General features: G+C 70.2%; 20 protein-coding genes. 12 read left to right on the forward strand and 8 right to left on the reverse strand.

Translation table 11 applies throughout. The annotated features are described in order from the left end of the window. Positions 1-112 precede the first annotated feature (112 nt). Positions 113-1,186, forward strand: coding sequence for a cyclophane-forming radical SAM peptide maturase AmcB (amcB, locus tag ACIRFL_RS09430; RefSeq protein WP_404025797.1), 1,074 nt, complete (start codon positions 113-115; stop codon positions 1,184-1,186). Beyond that, on the forward strand, positions 1,164-1,328 hold the full coding sequence (locus tag ACIRFL_RS09435) for a hypothetical protein (RefSeq protein WP_404025799.1): 165 nt from the start codon (positions 1,164-1,166) through the stop codon (positions 1,326-1,328). Before amcB ends, ACIRFL_RS09435 begins: the two co-directional genes overlap by 23 nt. 400 nt (positions 1,329-1,728) lie before the next feature. Here ACIRFL_RS09435 and ACIRFL_RS09440 read toward each other — a convergent pair whose 3' ends face one another. After that, the gene (locus tag ACIRFL_RS09440) at positions 1,729-2,355 is read right to left on the reverse strand and encodes a LysR substrate-binding domain-containing protein (RefSeq protein ID WP_404025801.1); all 627 of its coding nucleotides are present in this window, start codon (positions 2,353-2,355) and stop codon (positions 1,729-1,731) included. 76 nt (positions 2,356-2,431) lie between these two features. Between ACIRFL_RS09440 and ACIRFL_RS09445 the strand changes: the two genes are divergently transcribed. Then, positions 2,432-3,163, forward strand: coding sequence for a Tn3 family transposase (locus ACIRFL_RS09445; protein WP_404025804.1), 732 nt, complete (start codon positions 2,432-2,434; stop codon positions 3,161-3,163). 134 nt (positions 3,164-3,297) lie between these two features. Here ACIRFL_RS09445 and ACIRFL_RS09450 read toward each other — a convergent pair whose 3' ends face one another. Together ACIRFL_RS09450 and ACIRFL_RS09455 are read right to left on the reverse strand one after the other, a co-directional pair. Next, the gene (locus ACIRFL_RS09450; protein ID WP_404025806.1) at positions 3,298-3,804 is read right to left on the reverse strand and encodes a GNAT family N-acetyltransferase; all 507 of its coding nucleotides are present in this window, start codon (positions 3,802-3,804) and stop codon (positions 3,298-3,300) included. 396 nt (positions 3,805-4,200) lie between these two features. Beyond that, a complete protein-coding gene (locus ACIRFL_RS09455; RefSeq protein ID WP_404025808.1) occupies positions 4,201-4,479 on the reverse strand; it encodes a helix-turn-helix domain-containing protein in 279 nt (92 codons plus the stop codon). 67 nt (positions 4,480-4,546) lie between these two features. Between ACIRFL_RS09455 and map the strand changes: the two genes are divergently transcribed. After that, entirely contained in the window at positions 4,547-5,329 is a 783-nt protein-coding gene (map, locus tag ACIRFL_RS09460; RefSeq protein WP_404025811.1) for a type I methionyl aminopeptidase, read from the forward strand. A gap of 92 nt (positions 5,330-5,421) precedes the next feature. Here the strand turns inward: map and ACIRFL_RS09465 are convergent, their stop codons facing one another. Beyond that, the gene (locus tag ACIRFL_RS09465) at positions 5,422-6,660 is read right to left on the reverse strand and encodes a right-handed parallel beta-helix repeat-containing protein (RefSeq protein ID WP_404025814.1); all 1,239 of its coding nucleotides are present in this window, start codon (positions 6,658-6,660) and stop codon (positions 5,422-5,424) included. A 233-nt stretch (positions 6,661-6,893) separates the two neighbouring features. Between ACIRFL_RS09465 and ACIRFL_RS09470 the strand changes: the two genes are divergently transcribed. Continuing rightward, positions 6,894-7,562, forward strand: coding sequence for a class I SAM-dependent DNA methyltransferase (locus ACIRFL_RS09470; protein ID WP_404025816.1), 669 nt, complete (start codon positions 6,894-6,896; stop codon positions 7,560-7,562). 208 nt (positions 7,563-7,770) lie between these two features. Further along, positions 7,771-8,739 (forward strand): ferritin family protein, encoded by a 969-nt coding sequence (locus tag ACIRFL_RS09475; protein ID WP_404025819.1) that lies wholly within the window; start codon positions 7,771-7,773, stop codon positions 8,737-8,739. Positions 8,740-8,901: 162 nt separating this feature from the next. On the opposite strand, the gene ACIRFL_RS09480 is transcribed toward ACIRFL_RS09475, so the two are convergent. Continuing rightward, positions 8,902-9,864 (reverse strand): GlxA family transcriptional regulator, encoded by a 963-nt coding sequence (locus tag ACIRFL_RS09480; RefSeq protein ID WP_404025821.1) that lies wholly within the window; start codon positions 9,862-9,864, stop codon positions 8,902-8,904. Between the two features lie 330 nt (positions 9,865-10,194). On the opposite strand from ACIRFL_RS09480, the gene ACIRFL_RS09485 reads away from it, so the two are divergent. Beyond that, a complete protein-coding gene (locus ACIRFL_RS09485) occupies positions 10,195-11,532 on the forward strand; it encodes an MFS transporter (RefSeq protein ID WP_404025823.1) in 1,338 nt (445 codons plus the stop codon). Between the two features lie 42 nt (positions 11,533-11,574). On the opposite strand, the gene ACIRFL_RS09490 is transcribed toward ACIRFL_RS09485, so the two are convergent. Continuing rightward, a complete protein-coding gene (locus tag ACIRFL_RS09490) occupies positions 11,575-12,444 on the reverse strand; it encodes an oxidoreductase (protein WP_404025826.1) in 870 nt (289 codons plus the stop codon). Between the two features lie 62 nt (positions 12,445-12,506). Here ACIRFL_RS09490 and ACIRFL_RS09495 point away from each other — a divergent pair, with 62 nt between their 5' ends. From ACIRFL_RS09495 to ACIRFL_RS09510, 4 genes are all read left to right on the forward strand, one after another. Next, on the forward strand, positions 12,507-13,133 hold the full coding sequence (locus ACIRFL_RS09495) for a TetR/AcrR family transcriptional regulator (protein WP_404025829.1): 627 nt from the start codon (positions 12,507-12,509) through the stop codon (positions 13,131-13,133). A 241-nt stretch (positions 13,134-13,374) separates the two neighbouring features. After that, positions 13,375-15,090: a SulP family inorganic anion transporter gene (locus ACIRFL_RS09500; RefSeq protein ID WP_404025832.1), complete on the forward strand. Its 1,716-nt coding sequence runs from the start codon at positions 13,375-13,377 to the stop codon at positions 15,088-15,090. Between the two features lie 449 nt (positions 15,091-15,539). Then, positions 15,540-15,965 carry an ATP-binding protein gene (locus ACIRFL_RS09505; protein ID WP_404025834.1) on the forward strand — a complete coding sequence of 142 codons (426 nt, stop codon included), beginning with the start codon at positions 15,540-15,542 and terminating at the stop codon, positions 15,963-15,965. A gap of 154 nt (positions 15,966-16,119) precedes the next feature. Further along, on the forward strand, positions 16,120-16,464 hold the full coding sequence (locus ACIRFL_RS09510) for an ArsR/SmtB family transcription factor (protein ID WP_404026151.1): 345 nt from the start codon (positions 16,120-16,122) through the stop codon (positions 16,462-16,464). A 16-nt stretch (positions 16,465-16,480) separates the two neighbouring features. Here the strand turns inward: ACIRFL_RS09510 and ACIRFL_RS09515 are convergent, their stop codons facing one another. Next, on the reverse strand, positions 16,481-17,710 hold the full coding sequence (locus tag ACIRFL_RS09515) for a nucleotide sugar dehydrogenase (protein WP_404025837.1): 1,230 nt from the start codon (positions 17,708-17,710) through the stop codon (positions 16,481-16,483). A 258-nt stretch (positions 17,711-17,968) separates the two neighbouring features. Here ACIRFL_RS09515 and ACIRFL_RS09520 point away from each other — a divergent pair, with 258 nt between their 5' ends. After that, positions 17,969-18,382 carry an SsgA family sporulation/cell division regulator gene (locus tag ACIRFL_RS09520; RefSeq protein WP_404026153.1) on the forward strand — a complete coding sequence of 138 codons (414 nt, stop codon included), beginning with the start codon at positions 17,969-17,971 and terminating at the stop codon, positions 18,380-18,382. 31 nt (positions 18,383-18,413) lie between these two features. Here the strand turns inward: ACIRFL_RS09520 and ACIRFL_RS09525 are convergent, their stop codons facing one another. Next, the gene (locus tag ACIRFL_RS09525) at positions 18,414-19,949 is read right to left on the reverse strand and encodes an LCP family protein (RefSeq protein WP_404025840.1); all 1,536 of its coding nucleotides are present in this window, start codon (positions 19,947-19,949) and stop codon (positions 18,414-18,416) included. Positions 19,950-19,962: the final 13 nt, after the last annotated feature.

Genomic DNA, 19,962 nt, shown 5'->3' on the forward strand with positions numbered 1-19,962 from the left:
GTCGTGAGGGGGTGGACCTACGCTCAAGGCGTGTCCACTGCTCAGGCCAGATCCGCTGGGCGAGAAGCCCGTCCGAACCGGCGCTGCACGGCTGGCCGAGGTGCCGTCGGTGATGCTGATGCAGCCGACGACGCTGTGCAATCTCGACTGCACCTACTGCTATCTACCGGACCGGAAGGTGTCGCGGCGGATGAGTACGGAGGTCGCGCAGGCAGTTGCGGCGGGCGTCCGGGAATGGTCCAGGCAGCGCCCGGTCGCCGTCGTATGGCACGGCGGCGAACCACGCGCGGTGGGCCCCGCCCACTTCCGGACCCTCACCGAGCCCTTCGGCACGGGTGAGACACATCCGGTGGTACACGCCGTACAGACCAACGCCACGCTCATCGACGAGGCGTGGTGCGAGGTGTTCGCCACCCTTCCCGTCCGTGTCACCGTGAGCCTCGACGGTCCGGGGGAAGAGAACGCCTCACGTGTGGACTGGGCGGGCGGGCCGAGCACCCAGCGGGCGATGAGCGGCATCGCCATGCTGCGGCAGGCCGGCATCGGCTTCGGCTTGATCGCTGTGGTGGCCGACGTGTCCCCGGGAGCCGCCACCGACCTCTACCGGTTCGCCTGCGAGCTGGGCTGCGACGACCTCGGCGTCAACCTTGCCGAGAAGAAGGGCGTGTACGCGGGCGGACAGGACCCCAAGCACTCGGTCGTGGCGTTCTGGGAGGAACTGGCTGCCTGCTGGCAGGCCGATCCACGGATCCAGGTCCGCGAGCTGGACCACGCTTACACCTACATCCGCGAGGAACTGTCCGGTGCGGCGGCACTGCGCGCCGACCGTCCCGTCATGCCGCTTCCCATGGTGACCTGGGACGGCGACTTCCTTCCGCTCGGTGCCGAGCTGGCGGGCTTCCGCTCACCCCAACACGGCCCGTTCACCGCGGGAAACGTCCTTGACACACCCCTGACCGTGCTGGCCGCCCGGGCCGCGGAAGTGCCCTGGGTCGCCGAGGCCCTGGCGGGTGTGACCAACTGCCGTGAGCAGTGCGACTACTTCGCCTACTGCCGCGGTGGCCAGGTGGCCAACAAGTACTTCGAGACCGGCCGTCTGGACAGCACCGAAACCGACTACTGCCGAACCAGCAAGATCAGTCTCATGGAAGGAATCCTCCGCTATGCAGAACGTACACATCTCTGAGAAGTCCGCACCGGCCACGACCCCGCTGGCCCAAAGGATCAGCGCCTGCCGCGACCAGCTCGCCCGGTCCACCGCGCACGCCGGTGAACTCCACGACACCGCGAGCATCTTCGGCTGGGCCTACCTGCGGCCTCAGGACTGATCCCGGTCGGCCCGGTCCATCTGGCGGCGCGGCACGGCGTGCGCCGTCCCAGACCACCAGGTGGGCGGAGGAGATACGCGTAATAGCCGCCACTTTATAGCAGAGCGTGACGCTCAAATACGATGAGTGTGCGTGCGCTCTGTGATCTGGCCCTGGCCCCGCTACCGGGATCGTCGCTGTTCATGGCTTTGCGGTAGCAGGCGCGGATCTTCCAACGGAGTTGGGCCTGACCTGCGATGACGTCCGCTGTCTCACGAACTCCCGAGCGCGTGGCGTAGGCCCGTACGCGGGAAGTGATACAGCGGCGACTTGCGGAGACGTGCTGGTGGCGGAGCCTCTCGCGGGCGAAGGTTCCGGTACGGCGGGCAGGCGTTGAAAACGCGGCGCCTGCCACCAAGGCTCATCCGCCAGCTCGGGATTTCCCCGCGCGCACCAGGCCTTCCAGCAGCTCGACGGTGCGCTGGGCTGCGGGGTGCCGCGCGATCGACTTCTTCACCGCGAGACTGATATGCCGAACCGGGGTGGGGGACACCAGGGCGACGGTCGTCAGGTCTTCCGGCAGCTCGCCGATACCGAGCGCCGGTACTACAGTCAGCCCGATTCCCGTTGCCACGAAGGACATAGCGGTCCGGTAGTCGTGTGTTTCCACCACGAAACTCGGGGAGAACCCGGCTTGCGCGCAGGCGTTGAGGAGCACCTGGCGGCACGCCCCTTCGCGGGGTTCGTTGTCCACCCAATGCCGCTCGGCGAGGTCCGCCAATGGCACCTGGGGCACCTCGGCGAGTGGGTCGTCGACGCGGACGACGGCGAGGTAGGGGTCCTGGGCGAGTCTGTGCACATCGACGGACCCGGGGCGCTCGACACCTGTCTCCTCCACGAAGATGTCGATGTCCGGGTCGCCCGGCGTGGACTCGGTCAGCAGCAGGTCCAGCCGGAGGTCTGGGATCTCGGCACGCAGCGTGGCAACGGTCGGCGCCAGCCATGCCGCGCCGGCCGAGCCGAAGTGGTGCGGAGCTGACGTGCTCAACGCCCATGCCAGCCTGGATCTGACGGCGGCGTGGGGGGATGGGTCGGTAGCGGCGGTGGACGGTACCCCGGACACCTTGCACGCTGACACCCAGGGACAGTCCTTCCCGGTCTTCGGACTCGCCCACCTGCTCGGCATCGACCTACTGCCGCGAATACGGAACTTCCAGGACCTCACTTTCCACCGCCCCGACCCGGGGGCACGCTACCGGCACATCGACGCGCTGTTCTCCACCGACCCGCGCACCTGCATCGACTGGCAGCTCATCGAGAACGGCTGGAAGGACCTCATACAGGTCGGCCTGTCGGTGCGAGAAGGCGTGTCCTCCGTCACCCTCCTGCGACGCCTGAACAACCACTCCCAAAAGAACCAGATCTACCGGGTCTTCCGTGAGGTCGGCCGCGCCATCTGTACGATCGTTCTCCTTCGTTACCTGCCGGATCCTCAGCTTCGCGAGCAGATCGCCAGGGCGACGAACAAGGCCGAGGCATACAACGGATGCACGAAATGGCTCCACTCCGGAGGGGACAGCTACCTGCGCTCCCGCGACCCCGAACTCCAGGAGAAAGCCGTCAAGTTCCTCGGCCTGATGGCCAACAGCATCATCTTCTCCACCACCGTCGACATGACCGACACACTTCGCCAGATGGCAGCCCAAGGCCGGGAGGTGAACCCCTACGACATCGCCGCGCTCAGCCCGCACCGCAGGGACAACGTGCTCCGCTTCGGCGACTACGACACCGCCACCCTTCACATCCCGCCCGGCCCGTACGACAGCGCGCTTCGCCTTCCTGCGGATGGTCTCTGACAGGGCAGCCGAGAATGGCGGACAACCGGAATAGAGCCGGAACAGGCAAGTTCGGAAAATCCGGGCATTTTCGCTCGGTGGGATCCGCAGGAGTGCGCCGTGCGTAAGGGCGGATCGGCCAGTGTGAGCCAGTCCTACCGGCTGGAGGGAACCACCGGCCCCCGGGCGATCAGGACGTCGGCTTCGTGGCGCCAGCCGAGGGAGGAGTAGAGGCGCTGGCCTTCCTCACTGGCGATGAGAAGACCGGTACGGGCGCCCTGGGTCACGGCGGCCTCCGCCAGAGCGCTCATCATGGCGCGGCCCAGGCCGCGTCGCCGGTGCGCCGCGTCCGTCTCGATGCGATCGGCGATCGCATCGGCGCCGACCACGGCGATGGTGCCGCGCGCCGCCACCTCTCCGGAGGAGTCATGGAGGGAGACGACCGTGACCGGTCCCTCCGTGCGGACCTCGCGCTCGTACGGCGCGGCGGGCGCGTGCTGCGGGTGCCCGGTCAGATCGGTCGTCATGAACCACTCGGACCGGTGGAGCAACTCCGGTCCGGCGGCGCCGACGACGGCTTCGACGGTGCCTGGGCGCAGCGTAGGTACCGTGAGCCAGGTGGGCTGCCTCGCGGCGGCGACGGCTGCCGCCAGCCGTGCCAAGGACTCGGCTCTTCGTCCGCACGCAGCGCGAACACCTCGACCTCGCGGCCGGGTTGGTCGCACTTGGACCGCAGGCCGTCCCCGGCGGACTCGACCGGCTCGGCCTCGGGCAGGGAACGAGCCACGGTCCAGCCGTTCAGCCAACGTTGTATCAGCTCTGATTCGATCTTCTTCATCCGGCGATTAGAGCATGACCGCAACCGGTGGACGGGCGAATAACCACCCCCCGTCGTCCGCCGCCGCCAGGCGACGCCCTCCTCCAAAGACCCACCAGAGCCAACGTGCCGAAGCACAGCGCTGGCGTCACACCTATCTGCCACTGCCCGGCTGGTCCACGGCCGCGGCCCACCGAGGCGTCGATCTGGGGGAGTCCTACCCGGTGTGCCGGATGGCGGCTTACGCGGTCAGTCGCTCGCGTGTGACGTCATGTTCGGGCCGGCTGATCTCCGCCCACACCGCGTCGAGGGAGAGGCCGAGGACGTCGGCGATCGCCGCGATGGTCGGGAAGGCAGGGGTGGCCACGCGGCCCGACTCGATCTTCCGGAGGGTCTCCGGTGAGACATGTGCGTCGAGCGCGATGTCGAGCATCGAGCGTTCTCCCCTGGCCCGGCGTAGCAGGGCGCCGAGGCGCTGTCCGCGTTCGACCTCTGCGGGAGTGAGCGGCAGTCTGACCATGACTCCGATTCTAGTACCGGTATAGTATGGCCGGTATAGTTATTGGCCGCATGAGAAGGGCGCCGCCTTGATCGAGATCCTGAACCCCACCCTGCTGGCCCGGGCAAGAGACACGGGCGCCCTGGTCGCCGACATCCTGCAGACGCTGAAGGGCCGCAGCACGGTCGGCACCAACCTTCTGGACATCGACCGGTGGGCCAAGGCCATGATCGTCGAGGCGGGCGCGCAGTCCTGCTACGTCGACTACGCGCCGTCCTTCGGACGCGGCCCGTTCGGCCACTACATCTGCACGGCCGTCAACGACGCCGTGCTCCACGGACGGCCGTACGACTACACGCTCGCCGACGGCGACCTGCTCACACTCGACCTCGCCGTCTCCCGAGGCGGAGTCGCCGCGGACGCCGCCATCAGCTTCCTCGTGGGCGAGGCGAAGCCCCCGGAGAGCGTCGCGATGATCAGCACCACCGAACGCGCGCTCGCCGCAGGGATCGCCGCGGCCGGGCCCGGGGCTCGCATCGGTGACATCTCCCATGCCATCGGCACGGTCCTCAGCGAGGCGGGGTACCCGATCAACACCGAGTTCGGAGGCCATGGCATCGGGTCCACGATGCACCAGGACCCGCATGTCGCGAACACCGGGCGGCCCGGCCGCGGATACAAACTGCGGCCCGGGCTGCTGCTGGCACTGGAGCCGTGGGTCATGGCGGACACCGCGAAACTCGTCACCGACGCCGACGGGTGGACGCTCCGCAGCGCGACGGGCTGCCGGACGGCGCACAGTGAGCACACGATCGCCATCACCGACGACGGAGCCGAAATCCTCACCCTGCCGAAGCAGGCACGGCCGTGAGGCCGCAGCCGTAGCAGCCCCCACGGCGATCTGAACGCCGCCGAATCACCGGAAAACGCCTCGACTTGGGCCACACGCTCCCACCCGCGACTTCAGGGGTAGATGATGTTTCCGCTGAACTGGTTGAACGGGTTGGTGGCGTTGTTCTGGAAAGCGGCGGCGTGCGTGTCGGACACGACGGTGTTGTTCGAGAAGTTGATCACGCCGTTGCCGTAGAACCGTGCACCGGCTGAGTTGCCCGTGATGTCGTTGCCGGTGATGGTCACTTTGGCGCCGCCGTCGACGAGGAGCGCGGGCCCGCCGTGTCCTTCCATCTCGGAGCTTGAGATCGTCACGTAGTAGCCGCCGTGGACGTACACCGCCGCCGAATTGTTGGAGCGGAAGTGGCCGGCCGACACGTTGACCCGGCTTTCGCTTCCCGTGATCGCCAGAGCGTGGTGGAAGGTGAAGTGGGTCGAGTTGGTGAGGGTCACGAGCGTCTTGTCCGCGCTCAGTACTCCGACGTTGCAGAAGTCGGTGGTGAGGCCGTCGATGGTGCCCCAGGTGGCGCCTTTGTCCGTCCCCTGCAGGAGCACGCCGGTGTTCGCGCCGAAGACGAAGGCGTTGTTCATGCGGAACGCGTCGAGGTGGCCCAGTTCGATGCCTACGCCGCTGTTCCAGAACGCTCCCTGGTAGACGGTGGGCGGTGTCCACACTTCCACGTTCGAGATCGTCGTGGCATCCCAGCCGGTGTCGATCCGCATGCCCAGCCTGGCGGGTGCGGAGATGAACACATCCTGGATGACCGCGCGTCCGGTGTTGTCACCGACGGACTCGATCCCCGCCCAGGGGAAGGAGATCTTCACGTTGCTGACGCGGGTTCCGACACCGTCGAGGAGGACGGTCGTGGCGAACTGCGTCGGGGTGGCGGAGCTTTGGTCCTGGGCGTGATGGAAGTTCAGGCCGCTGATCGCGCCGCCGTCCTTGAGACGGATCGCGCTGTGCGCGGGGTCGGCTTCCACGATGGTGGGGAGCGTCTGATAGTCGGAGGTGTAGCTGGCGTGGTTGTCCCCGGTCATCAGCTGCTTGTCCAGCGTGAGGGTGTCGGTGATCTTGTACGTGCCCATGGGGACGTAGACCGGGACCTTTGTCGCGGCCGACCGGGCGATGGCCTGCTGGAAGGCCGCGGTGTCATCGGCGGTGCCGTCACCGACAGCACCGAAATCCCGGACATCGACCACTTCCGGTGCGGGGGCGGCCACCCTCTTGCGCACCTTGAGGTGCTGGGGAGGGTCCATCGGCGTGACGAACGACGTCTGCACAGGTGCCTCGGCCGCAACGGCTTGCGCCATGCTTCCCGTCCCCGTGATGCCGCAAGCCAAAAGTACGGCGGTGAATATCCGGCCTATTCGTCGATTCATGCGTCTTCCTTCGGGTGGGAAAGCCGGGGCAGTGGCGGCGAGCCCGGCAACGACCGCGGCCGGACTCAGCCGCGCATGACATGACTGACATGCAGAAAGACGTGCTGTTCGCCCCTGTATGACGGCCGGTCACCCATAGGACGTCGCACACTATTGTTCGGCTCGTGCGCGCCTACCGTATTGACCGCCCAGCCGATCTCGACGCAGTCCGTGAGTCCTATGACCGCGTGGCCGACAACTACGCCCACATGGTGGTGACGACGGGAGTCGGCGACATCCGCAGCCATCCCTGGCTCAAGGCGTCGATCGACGCCTTCGCCGATACCGTGAGCGGACTCGGGCCCGTCCTCGACGTCGGCTGCGGACCGGGAACGGTGACCGCCTACCTCGCCGAACGCGGACTCGACGTGTCCGGGGTCGATCTGTCTCCCCGCATGATCGAGAACGCCCGCCGTCTTCATCCGCACTGCCGTTTCAGCGTGGCCTCGGCCACCGACCTCGACCTCGGTGAAGCGTCCCTCGGCGGCGTGCTCGGCTGGTGGTCACTGTTCAACCTGCCCCGTGACGTCCTTCCGCAGGTCCTCGCCCTGTTCGCGCGCGCCCTGAAGCCGGGCGGACACTTCATCACCGCGACACACGTCGGCGACGAGGACGTGGTGCGCACCGAAGCCTACGGAGGCGTGCCCGTTCGTTGGACGACACACAAATGGCGGCCGGAACACCTCGTGGACCTGATCGAGCAGGCCGGGCTGCGTCCCGTGGCCGAACTTCGCCTCCCCGCGGATGAGCAGAGCGGGCCGGGTCTGGTCGTCACGGCCAAGCGACCCGACTGAGAACCGGACGCCGGAAGCGGCACGGGTCCCGGGGGCAACTCCGCAGCTCACTGGCCGGTGACCGCCGACTCGTCGACGCCATCGAGCCCGCGATTACTGTACGTATTCACTCGGATGGGTGTGGTGAAGGGGCAGTGAGGCGCATGCGCGGGTGGCATGAGGAGGGGGCGTTCACACCCGGAAGGGTGTGCTCCGGAAGGAGGACATCGTGTTCCACCATTCGACACGTATGCTCGTCGCGGGCCTGTGCGCGCTGGCCGCATCTGTGCCGGCGCAGCCGGTTCTGGCCGCCCCGGCCGGGGGCCCACCGCCCCCGGCGCCGCACACCGCCGCCCGGGCTCTCCAGGCCCAGACGCTCGCCGACCTGACCACCACGATGAAGGGCGAGGCGTACGCCTACGCCGCCTACAGCCTCTTTGCCGCAGAGGCCGACCGCCAGGGCATGTCGGCCGTCGGCAAGCTCTTCCGGAGCACGGCGCAGACCGAGCTGAACGAGCACCTGCACGAGGCGGCCGCCCTGGCCGGAACCGTCGGATCGAACGCGGCCAACCTGCGCCAGGCCATCAGCGGCGAGACCTACGAGCACCAGGTCATGTACCGCCGCTTCGCTGAGCAGGCCCGCGCGGACGGGGACCTTGGGGCCGCGAAACTCTTCAGCGAGATCGCCGCCGACGAGGGCCGCCACCGCGACGCCTTCCGCACAGCCCTCACGGCCGTGACCAACGGCCGCGGCGCCGTCCCGGCGCCGACGAAGGCCGACGTGGTGGCGGTGCCCGCCGGGCTGCCGAAGGTGAAGGCCACCCGCACCAGGGCCAACCTGGACACTGCCTTGCACGGCGAGGCACTCGCCCACGCCAAGTACATGCTCTTCGCCGCCCACGCCCGGCAGACCGGCAACACCGCGCTGGCCCGCCTGTGGGAGGGCACGGCCAAGGTGGAACTGCACGAGCACCTCGCCGGCGAGGCGGTCCTGACCGGACTGGTCCGTACGACGAGGGAGAACCTGCGCACGGCCATCACTGGGGAGCACAACGAGGAGACCACCGTGTACCCGGGGTTCGCCAAGCGCGCCACCGGCGTCGGTGACACCAGCGCCGTTGGCTACTTCCGCAACACCGCAGCCGACGAGGCCAAGCACGCCGCTGCCTTCCAGCAGGCACTCGACCAGCTGCGCTGACCGCCCTGGCCGTACCCGGAGACCGGCCGCCCGCATCACGCCAGGCAGTCCGGCCGACGCCTCACCCAGGTCGACCGGACTGCCTCGGGCGTTCTCCTACGTGGGAGAGCACATCCCTCGCTGGTTCGCGAAGGCCACGGGAACAGCTGAGGATGTCGCACGTCACGTGTGCGCGGTGTGGTGGGTGAAGGCGCGGCGGTAGGCGGTCGGTGTGGTGTTGAGTGCGCGGCGGAAGTGCAGGCGCAGGTTGGCGGCCGAGCCCAGGCCGGAGTCGCGGGCGACCAGGTCGATCGACTGGTCGGTGGTTTCCAGGAGTTCGCGTGCCAGGCCGAGCCGTGCACCGACCAGCCACTGAAGGGGCGTCGTGCCCGTCTCCTCGGTGAACCGGCGCATGAAGGAGCGTTCGGACATGCCGGCGTGGCGGGCGAGTTGGGGCACGGTGAGCGGCTGCCCGAGGCGTTCCAGGGCCCAGGCCCGGGTGTCGGCGAGCGAGGTGTCCCCGGTGACCGCGACGGGTGCGGGCACGTACTGGGCCTGGCCGCCCTCGCGGTGCGGAGCGGCGACTATGCTGCGGGCGATCTGGTTGGCCACGACGGCGCCCAGGTCGCGGCGCACGATGTGCAGGCACAGGTCGATGCCGCAGCACATCCCGGCCGAGGTGAGGATGTCGCCCTCGTCCACGTAGAGCACGTCACGCTCCACGTGCACGGCGGGGTGTTCCCGTTCGAGTAGGTCCGTGTACTGCCAGTGGGTGGTGGCGTGCAGCCCGTCGAGCAGTCCGGCCGCGGCCAGCGCGAATGCGCCGGTACAGATGGACACCACCCGCCGGCCCCGGTCGCGCGCCGCGACCAGCGCGTCGAGCACCGCCGGCGGCAACGGCCCTGACTGCGGCGGGAACTCCGGTCCGGACCCCGGCACGATCAGCGTGTCAGCTGCCCGCAGGACATCCAGCCCGCCGGTGACGGCCAGTGCGAAGCCGCTGGTGGAGGAGACGGAACCGGCAGGCCCGCACACGGAGACCTGGTAGGGCGTCTCCGTGCGCGGGCCGAAGATCTGCAGAGGAATGGCCAGGTCGAGCGGGGCCATCCCGTCCAGCGCCAGTACGGCCACTCGATGGACGGTCATGGCGGCATCCTAACGAAACAAGGCATTTCTGCCACTCGTGGGGGCTGCGCGATATGGCGAGGCTTGAGGCCATGACCGGATCCGCTCCACAACCGGCGACCGAGCCGGCGTCCGACGACGCGGGCGGCGTGGCCGCCTGCCCGGACAGCGCCCCGCGGTGACCGCCCCGCGCGCGGCGAACCGTACGGCTCGCGACTCGACGAAGACGCCCCTGTGGCCGGCCGTCGCACGGCACGGACGCCATGGATGCCGTGGACGCGTACCGGCCGCTCCCGAAGACATCGCCGCCCGCCACGCGGTGTGCCCGGCCCCGCCCCATCGAGGTTGACTGTGAATCCTGCCCGTTCCTCCACCCAGAGCCCGCCGCGGCACGGCGTGACCACCGTCCGCGCGCGGCGCCCCGGCGTCGGCAGCCTCGTGCTGCTGGCCTCGATCGTCGTGTCCTTCCTGGCCGCCTCCAGCGCGCCGACCCCGCTGTACGCGACGTACGCCCGCATGTGGGACTTCTCGCCGATCACCACCACCGTCGTCTTCGGCGTGTACGCGATCGCCGTACTGCTCGCGCTGCTGGTGCTCGGACGGCTGTCCGACCACGTCGGCCGTCGGCCGGTGCTGCTGGCCGCGCTCGCGGTGCAGACGGCCGCGATGGTGGTGCTCACCACCGCGGACGGGGTCGGTGCCCTGCTGGCCGGCCGGGTGCTGCAAGGTGTTTCCACCGGTGGGGCGCTCGGCGCGCTCGGCGCGGCGATGGTCGACGTCGACCGCGGCCGCGGCACGGTGGCCAACGCGGCCGCGCCGGGAATCGGTACCGGCACCGGAGCGCTGCTGTCCGGGCTGCTGGTCCAGTACGCGCCGGCGCCCACGCACCTGATCTATCTCCTGCTCGTCGGCGTCTTCCTCCTGCAAGGTGTCGCAGTGGCCCTGATGCCGGAGACCGTGTCCCGCAAGCCCGGTGCGCGCGCCGCGGTCGTACCCGAGTTCACGGTGCCCGCCGGCCTGCGTGGCCCGGTACTCGCGGCGGCGCCGATCCTGTTCGCCGTGTGGGCGCTCGCGGGTTTCTACGGATCGCTCGGACCGGCGCTGGCGAGGCAGCTGTCCGGCTCCTCCTCGGTGGTGCTGGGCGCGCTCGGGTTCTTCCTGCTCGCCGTGGTCGGATCGCTGGCGACCGTCGTGCTCGGCCGCATGGCGCCCCGCACCGTGATGCTGGTCGGTATCGCCATGCTCGTGGTGGCCGGGGCGGGCACGCTGGTCGCCGTCGACCAGTCCTCGACCGTCGGGTTCTTCAGCAGCACCGCCGTCGCGGGCATCGGTTTCGGGGCCGGTTTCCAGGGCGGCATCCGCACCGTCGCGCCGCTCGCCGCCCCGCACGAACGGGCCGGTGTGCTCTCGGTCCTCTACGTCGTCTGCTACCTGGGCATGGGCGCGCCCTCCGTCGTCGCCGGGGTGCTGGTCGTACATGGCGGGGGGCTCGTCACCACCGCCCGCTACTACACGGTGTTCGTCCTCGTCCTCGCGGTCGCGGCGCTGGCCGGACTGCTGTCGACGAACCGTTCGGCACGCCGCGTCGGGCCGGCGGAGGTCCGTGCGAGCCGACGTGTCTCGGGCAGCGGCGACCACGGCGATCCCGCCTGCCGGGACGGGGCTCGCACCTCCCCGGGATGCCGCTGAGCAGGAGACCGGCGCACCGGGCGGGCGCCGGCGGTCGCGGTGTCAGAGGCCGAACGAGACGCCGGTGAGCTTCTCCGAGGCGTCCCAGAGCCGCCGGGCCAGCTCGGTGTCCCGCGCGGTCCTGGAACGGCCGATCAGTTCGGCACCGCCGCGCATGTGCATCCAGTGCTTCGGTCCGGTGAAGCTGTCACCGGGGACGTCGCCGGTCGCGGCGTACAGCACCGGCAGGGCGCCCTCGTCCGGGCCCTGTGCCAGCAGGCGGAGCATCAGCCTGATGCCGGCTCCCGTCGCCCGGTCGTAGATGGGGGTCGCGACGAAGCCGGGGTGCGCCGCGACGGCGAGCACGCTCGACCCGGCGGCGGTCAGCCGGCGCTGCAGCTCGGAGGAGAACAGCACGTTCGCGAGCTTCGACGTCGCGTAGGCGCGGGACTGCTTGTAGGGGGTGCGCTCCCAGTTGAGATCGTCGAGGTCGATCCGCCCCGTCCGTTCCGCCTGTGAGGCCAGCGACACCACGCGTCCGGTGATGTGCGGCAGGAGCAGATTCGTCAGGGCGAACGGGCCGAGGTGGTTGGTGCCGAACTGCAGCTCGAACCCGTCCGCCGTCCGGCTCAGCTCGGGGGCCGAGATTCCGGCGTTGTTGATCAGCAGATGGATCGGACCCTGCCAGTCGGCGGCGAAGCGGCGGATCGACGCCAGGTCGGCCAGATCCAGCCGGCGCACCTCGGTGTCACCGGGCGTCGCGTCGGCGGCCCGCTCGCCCTTGACCGGGTCACGCACCGCGAAGACGACGCGTGCGCCGTATCCGGCCAGGGCCTGGGCGGTGGCGCGGCCGATCCCGCTGTTCGCGCCGGTCACGATGGCTGTCCTGCCGGTCAGATCGGGAGCGGGGGAGGCATCGGTAGGAGGTGTCATGACGCCGAGACTAGACACTGTCTAGAAACTAGTCAATGCCTAGTTCTGGATAGGATGAGCGGGTGAACGACAGGCCCTTCCACCACGGGAACCTACGAGCCGTCCTGCTCGACCAGGCCGAGCGGACCCTGCGCGAGGGCGGCATCGAAGCGCTGTCGCTGCGTGAGCTGGCGCGGCAGGCCGGCGTCAGCCACGGCGCGCCGCGGAGCCACTTCGTCGACCGGCAGGCACTTCTGGACGCGCTCGCCGAGCGGGGCTTCCACCGCCTGGCCGACGAACTGGAAGCCGTGATCGCCTCGGACGCCGGGAACGCCGGGAACGCCGGGAACGCCGGGAACGCCGGGAACTTCGAGCAGCGGTTCCGCGCCGTCGCGACCGCGTACGTGCGTTTCGCCGTCACCGACGCCGCGCTCCTGGACCTGATGTTCACCGCGAAGAACGGCGACGCACCCGAAGGGCTGCGCGTCGCCTCGGAACGGCTCTTCGCGGCCTTCGGCGAGCTGATCGGCCGCGGCACCGAGGCGGGAGAACTCGCACCCCAGGACCCGTACCGACTCACGTTGCTGTTCGCCGCCACCATGCAGGGCATCGCCGTCCTCGTCGGCAGCCGCCGGATCTCCTCGGAGGACGGCGACCGCCTCATCCATGACGCGGTCTCTCTCCTCGTCCAGGGACGACAGGACACCTGAGACGGCAGGACACCTGAGACGGCGGGGCAGGTGAGCGGTGCCCGTGTGGGGTGCCTGCCGCCGGCCGTGGGCCGGCCTGATAGCGAATTGCTAAATTTAGCAATTGGTTAGATGCTGTATTGGCTGCGCCCGCAGGTAGCCGTGGGCGCAGCCCTCTGTGTGCGCCCCCGGGGTGGGGCTTCGTCAGGGAAGTCGAGGCGATGTGTCCGTTCCGCCGTGCCAGGCCGAGGGCCGCCGCGCGATGAAGACGTATCGAGGCCGTGCCTGGGGCCGGATCGCCCCGCTGCTGCCCGGTCGCGGCGATCTCGTGGACATGCGCCGCGATCCGCGGCGTGACATGGTCGCAGGGCTGACGGTGGCGATCGTGGCGTTGCCGCTCGCGCTGGGCTTCGGGGTCTCGTCCGGGCTGGGCGCCGAGGCGGGCCTGGCCACCGCGGTGGTCGCCGGTGCGCTGGCCGCGCTCTTCGGCGGCTCGAACCTCCAGGTGTCCGGGCCGACTGGGGCGATGACCGTCGTCCTGGTGCCGATCGTCGGCCAGTACGGGCCCACCGGTGTGCTGACCGTCGGCCTGATGGCGGGTGTGCTGCTCGTCGCGCTGGCCGTGCTGCGGGCCGGGAAGTACATGCGGTACGTGCCCGCGCCGGTGGTGGAGGGTTTCACGCTGGGCATCGCGTGTGTGATCGGCCTGCAACAGGTGCCGAACGCGCTGGGGGTGCCCAAGCCCGAAGGCGACCGGGTCGTGGTCGTCACCTGGCGTGCGGTCGAGGAGTTCGTCCGGACGCCGAACTGGACCGCCGTCGGCATCACCGTCTCGGTGGCCGCGGTCATGCTGGCCGGAGCGCGATGGCGGCCGACCGTGCCGTTCTCTGTCGTCGCCGTGATCGCCGCGACGGTCGTCGCGCACACCGCGGGGCTGGACGCCGCACGGCCGATCGGCGATCTGCCCTCCGGTCTGCCCGCTCCGTCCCTCGCCTTCCTCGACATCGGCTCCGTGGGTTCCCTGCTCGCCCCGGCCGTGGCGGTCGCCGCGCTGGCCGCGCTGGAGTCACTGCTGTCCGCGTCGGTCGCCGACGGCATGACCGTGGGCCAGCGGCACGACGCGGACCGGGAACTGTTCGGGCAGGGCCTCGCCAACATCGCCGCCCCGCTCTTCGGCGGCGTACCGGCCACCGGCGCCATCGCCCGCACCGCCGTCAACGTACGTACCGGCGCCGCCTCCCGGCTCGCCGCCCTCGCGCACGCCGCCGTCCTGGCCGTGATCGTCTTCGCGGCGGCCCCGCTGGTCTCGAAGATCCCGCTGGCCGCGCTCGCGGGTGTGCTGCTGGCCACGGCGATCCGCATGGTCGAGGTCGGCTCGCTGAAGGCGATGGCCCGCTCGACCCGCTCGGACGCGCTGATCCTGACGCTGACCGCCGCCGCGACGCTCGCCCTCGACCTGGTCTACGCGGTCATCGTCGGCCTGGCCGTGGCGGGCGCCCTGGCCCTGCGCGCCGTGGCCAAGCAGGCCCGTCTCGACCAGGTGCCCCTGGACCGCGGCGACCACTCGGCCGAGGAACACGCCCTGCTGGCCGAGCACATCGTGGCCTACCGGATCGACGGTCCCCTGTTCTTCGCCGCCGCCCACCGCTTCCTGCTGGAGTTGACGGACGTCGCCGATGTGCGGGTGGTCATCCTGCGGATGTCGCGCATCTCGACGATGGACGCCACCGGCGCCCTCGTCCTCAAGGACGCGGCACAGAAGCTGGAACGGCGCGGCATCCTTGTCCTGGCCTCCGGCATACGCCCGGACCACCGCCGGGTCCTCGACTCCGTCGGCGCGCTGGAGCCGCTGCGTCACGAGGGCCGGGACCACGCCACCACCCCCGACGCGATCCGGGCCGCCCGTGACCATCTGGAGCGCACGGGAGTCCTGCCTGCCCGCCCGACCGGCGCCGCACACGAGGAACCGGCCCGGTGAGCCCGCGCGGCAGGCCCACGTCGCGAACGGACCGTAGTCCGGCTCGCCCGGCGGATCCGGGAGTCCGTGCGCTCTGCCGTCTGGCGGGTCCGGGTGTCCGTGCGCTCGGCCGCTCGACGGGTCCGGGAGCCCGTGCGCTCGGCCGCCTGGCGGGTCCGGGAGTCCGTACGCCCGGCCGTCCGGCGGATCCGGGAGCCCGCACGCCCAGCTGCCCGGCGGGTCCGGGTGTCCGTACGCCTGGCCGTCCGGCGGGTCCGGGTGTCCGTGCGCCCGGGCGTCCGGGACGCAGTCGCCCGCGGTCGGCGCACCCTGGGCCGCCGGACGTACGGCCCGCACGCCCCGTTCCCGCTCATCCGCCCGATCCTGCTCATCCGTCCGACGACGGTGACCGGCCTGCGCCCCACGACGGTGGCCGGCTCGCGTCCGACCTGCCCGGAGAAAAGACCCCCATGCAGCCGCACGACCTGCTCCACCGGCATGTGCTCACCCTGCCTGCCGAGCCGAACGCGGTCCGTCTCGCGCGTGAGACGGCCGAGCAGGCGTGGACGGAATGGGGCATCAGCCTGCGCCACCCCACGATAGGTCCGGCCCTGCTCATCCTGAGCGAGTTGGTCACCAACAGCGTCCGGCACGCCGCCGCTGTCTCCCCGCAGGTCACGATCGTCTACGCGACCGGCCCCGGCCGCCTGGCCTTCGCCGTCCACGACCGCCACCCCTACCGGCCGGCGCTGTACGCGTCGTTGACCGGCAGCGGCACCGGCACCGGGGGCCTGGCCACCGTCATGGAACTCACCCTCGGCCTGGACGGCACCGCGGACGTGCGGATGGACGCCGACGCGGGAGGCAAGAGCATCTGGGTCACACTGCCCTTGTGAGCCGCCCCGCGATCCGGCGGCCCGGGGGAGCGGATTCGGTGCTGTCGCTGTGGCAGGCGAGGATGGGCCTCATGCTGTCGACGAGTGGGTGGATGCGATGGACCGACGTCCGGCCGGTGCGGCCGCGCTGCCGGGCCGGGAAGGGGACAGCGCGGTGAGTACACCGCTGTACCAGCTGAAAGCCGAGTTCTTCAAGACACTCGGTCATCCGGCGCGGATCCGCGTCCTTGAGCTCTTGAGCGAGCGTGAGCACGCGGTCGGCGAGATGCTGCCGGAGGTGGGGATCGAGCCCGCCCACTTGTCCCAGCAACTCGCGGTGCTGCGCCGGGCGAACCTGGTCAAGACCCGCAAGGAGGGCTCGAACGTGTACTACTCGCTGACCAGCCCGCACGTCGCCGAGCTGCTGCGGGTGGCCCGGACCATCCTGTCCGGCGTGCTGGCCGGGCAGGCCGAACTCCTCGCCGGCCTGCAGGCCACCCAGGGGGAGACCAAGCAGTAGCCCCAGGGGCAGATGCTCACAGCCGCTCGACGTGCGCGGCGTGGGGCATGACGCCGCGCGTGTCCAGCACGTACTCGCTCTCCGCGGTGACGGCCGCGAGGTCGAACCCGTCGTACGCGGTGAGCAGCACGGCGGCGTCGTAGGCCCGGTACGGCAGCGGCGGGCGCAGCGGGTGCTCGCCCTCCGTGAGCTGCGGATCCACCACGTCGACGAGTGCGCCCCTGCGCTCCAGTTCGGCGACCACCTCGGCGGCGGGCGACCGGTGGGAGCCGCCGCCGCCGATCCTGCGGGTGGTGAGCCCGAGCGCCAGCACGCGGGCACCCTTGAGGGGTTTGTCGTGCCGGGTGCCGAGGGCGTCCTGGAGGCGGTCGACGACATAGGCGGGCTGCGCCCCGTTGATGTCTTCGGCCAGTTCGACCAGCCGGAACGCCTCCCTGTGCCGTGCCTTGTCCTGCTGGCTCAGGTGCGTCGGATCGACCGGTAGGCTCTGGCCGTCCGCTCCGGGTCCCGGACGGAACGTCGTGAAGCCGACCGGGTTCGAGCCGGCGAGGTCGAGGGTGTGCCAGGCGTCCAGATCCAGCGAGTGCGCCACTTTGCACAGTTCATTGGCGAGCGCGGTGTTCACATACCGGAAGGCGTCCTCGAACACCTTGGCCAGTTCGGCCTCTTCGACGCTGTTCGCCGGCACCACGTTCTGTGTGATGCCGCCGTAGAAGGCTGCCACCTGGTCACGGCACTTGTCGGTGAGCCCGGAGACGATCTTGGGAGTGTTGGCGAAGGTCCACCGTTCGTCGCCCGGTTCGACGCGTGCCGGGCTGTACCCGAGGTGGAAGCCGGCACCCGCCCGCATCCACGACAGCGCCTCCAGGATCGGGCGCACGATCTTGCGGGTGGTACCGGGGTGTGCGGTGGACTCAAGGACGACCGTGGTGCCCTTGCGTACATGCCGCGCAAGGCTCTCCGTCGCCTCCCGTACGGCCCCGAGATCCGCTACCCGCTCTCTCGGCGGTGTGGGCACGGCGATGACGGCGACGTCGAAGTCGGCCAGCGCATCCTCCTCGCGGGTCGCCTGGTACCGGCCGGACTTCAGGGCCGCCTCCAGTGTCTTGTCGGGGACGTCCTCGATGGGGGAGACGCCGTCGCGCAGCTGCTCAAGGCGCTGTGCGTCGCGCTCGAAACCGATCACGTGATGGCCTGCCTCGACGGCGGCCATGGCCAGGGGAAGACCGGCCTGGCCCTGTCCCATGACAGCAATGTTCACTGGTTTCCCTTCCCGGGATGCGTGCCGGTGGTCGCTCGTAGAGGAAGAGACCGCGGCGGCGACTATATGACGATAGGTCGCCTATACGGCGCAATGATCTTGCGTATGGGCATACGGCAGGAAATATGAGTGATGCACGTCACGTTTGATCTCTGCGGATTCCGCGTAATACGAGACGTGTTCGCGGGTCTTAAGGGCACGTCGGCATACGTCGGCGTCGGCCCGAACGTGGAGAAGGACCCCATGGACATCACCATCGAGCAGCCCGCCCGCGCCCGACTGATCACCTCGGAGAGCCAGGAACTGCCCGTCTCGGCCACGCTGCGGTACACCTCGGGAGACCCGTTCGCCGTGCACATCGGTTTCCCGCCCGACGTCTCGCTCAGCGGCACCGACGTCACCTGGACCTTCTCGCGTGAACTGCTGAAGGAAGGGCTGGCGGCACCGGCCGGTCACGGTGATGTGCACATCTGGCCGTGCGGCCGGGCCCACACGGTCGTCGAGTTCCACGCGCCGGAGGGCCTGGCGCTGATCCAGTTCGACACGTACGCCCTGCGCCGCTTCCTGCGGCGCACGTTCGCCGTCGTGGCCCTCGGGCAGGAGAACATCGGCCAGGCCGTCGACCGCGGACTGGCCTCCCTCGTGGGCGGAGTGTGAGCGGGAGGCCGGGGGAGGGGGCGTGCGGTGGTCAGCCGTACGACAGGTCGGAGCACGGGTCGTCATCGGCGGACCGGATGTCACCGGTCACCGCGGCCGGCCCGGACGCCTGGGCGGGCCCGGCGTCCGGGGCGTGCTCCGCGTAGGACCGGCCCAGGATCACGTTGATGCCCAGCGCGCCGATTGACTGGAGCCGGGCCCCGGGGAAGAGCCCGGCGACCGTCTGGGCCTGGGACTCCAGGCCCGAGCCGTACTGGATCACGGTAGTGGTGTGGTCCTGGCTGCGGGCGTTCGCGGTGCCGGTGACGGTGAAGCCGCGCTCGGTGAGCCGCGCGGCGGCGGTGGCGGCCAGGCCGGAGGCGTCGGTGCCGTTGTAGACCGCGACGCCGATGCCCTCGCCGACGACGGCGTCAGCGGCGCTCGGCGAGCCCGGACTCGAACCGGTCGTCGCCGTGTCCTTCGCGCCGTCGGCGCCCAGGTCCTCGATGGGACGGTCCGCCTTGAGCGCGGCCCACAGCCGGTCGGCGTCCGGCTGGACGATCGCGACACGCGCTCCCTGGTAACGCCAGGGCACCGTCACGAACTTGGTGTCGTGCAGGTCGATGTCCTTCAGCGACATCAGGAACGAGATCAGCTTGTGCGCGGTGCCGAGACCCGGGTCGACGGTCATCGACCTGGTGACGGCGTCGGCCAGCGGCAGCAGCCTGGCCGGGGTGAGCCCGTCGCTCTTGACCTTCTTGACGAGACCGGCGACGAACGCCTGCTGACGTTTGATCCGCCCCATGTCGGAGCCGTCGCCGATGCCGTGCCGGATGCGGACGTAGTCCAGGGCCCGCTGCCCGGAGACGGTCTGCTCGCCCTTCTTGAACAGCAGCTCGCCCTGGGTGCCGCGGTTGGGGTCGAGATCCTTCTCGTAGACGTCGTTCGGCACGCACACCCGCACCCCGCCGACCACGTCCGTCACCGCCGCGAAGCCCTTGAAGTCGACGACCACGGTGTGGTCGACGTGCAGTCCGGTCAGCTTCTCCACGGTGTTCTGGGTGCAGGCCGGGTTGCCCTTCTTGGTCTGCCCGACCGAGAAGGCCGCGTTGAACATGGCGTTCGTCTGGGGCTCCGTCCACCCGCCGTCGGGCAGCCGGCACGGGGGAATGGTGACCAGGGTGTCCCGCGGGATGGACACGGCGACCGCGTGCCTGCGATCGGCGGGAATGTGCAGCAGCAGCACGGTGTCGGAGCGGCCCGTGTCGTCCGTGTGGCCGCCGCCCAGCGCGCTGTTGCCCTCGTTGCGCGCGTCGGAGCCGATGACCAGGACGTTCTGGCCCTTGGAGGAGGCGGCGTCGGGGCGGTCCTCGGACAGGCCGTTCCCGTCGAAGGTCCGGATGTTCCCGTTCAGCCTCAGCTGGAACCAGCCCACGCAGACCGTGCCGAGCACCATCAACGTCAGCGCGATGAACAGTGCTGACCGCAGTCGGCTTCCCGTGCGCCGCCGTGCCGCTCTGCTGCCGTGGCGGGGCGGTTCGGCCGGGCGCCGGTGGCGGGAGGGCGCGGCCCGGTCAGTGGTGGTCATCCGAGCGTCCTCA

Source organism: Streptomyces sp. NPDC102462 (genome assembly GCF_044765425.1).
In the GTDB taxonomy this organism is placed as follows: domain Bacteria; phylum Actinomycetota; class Actinomycetes; order Streptomycetales; family Streptomycetaceae; genus Streptomyces.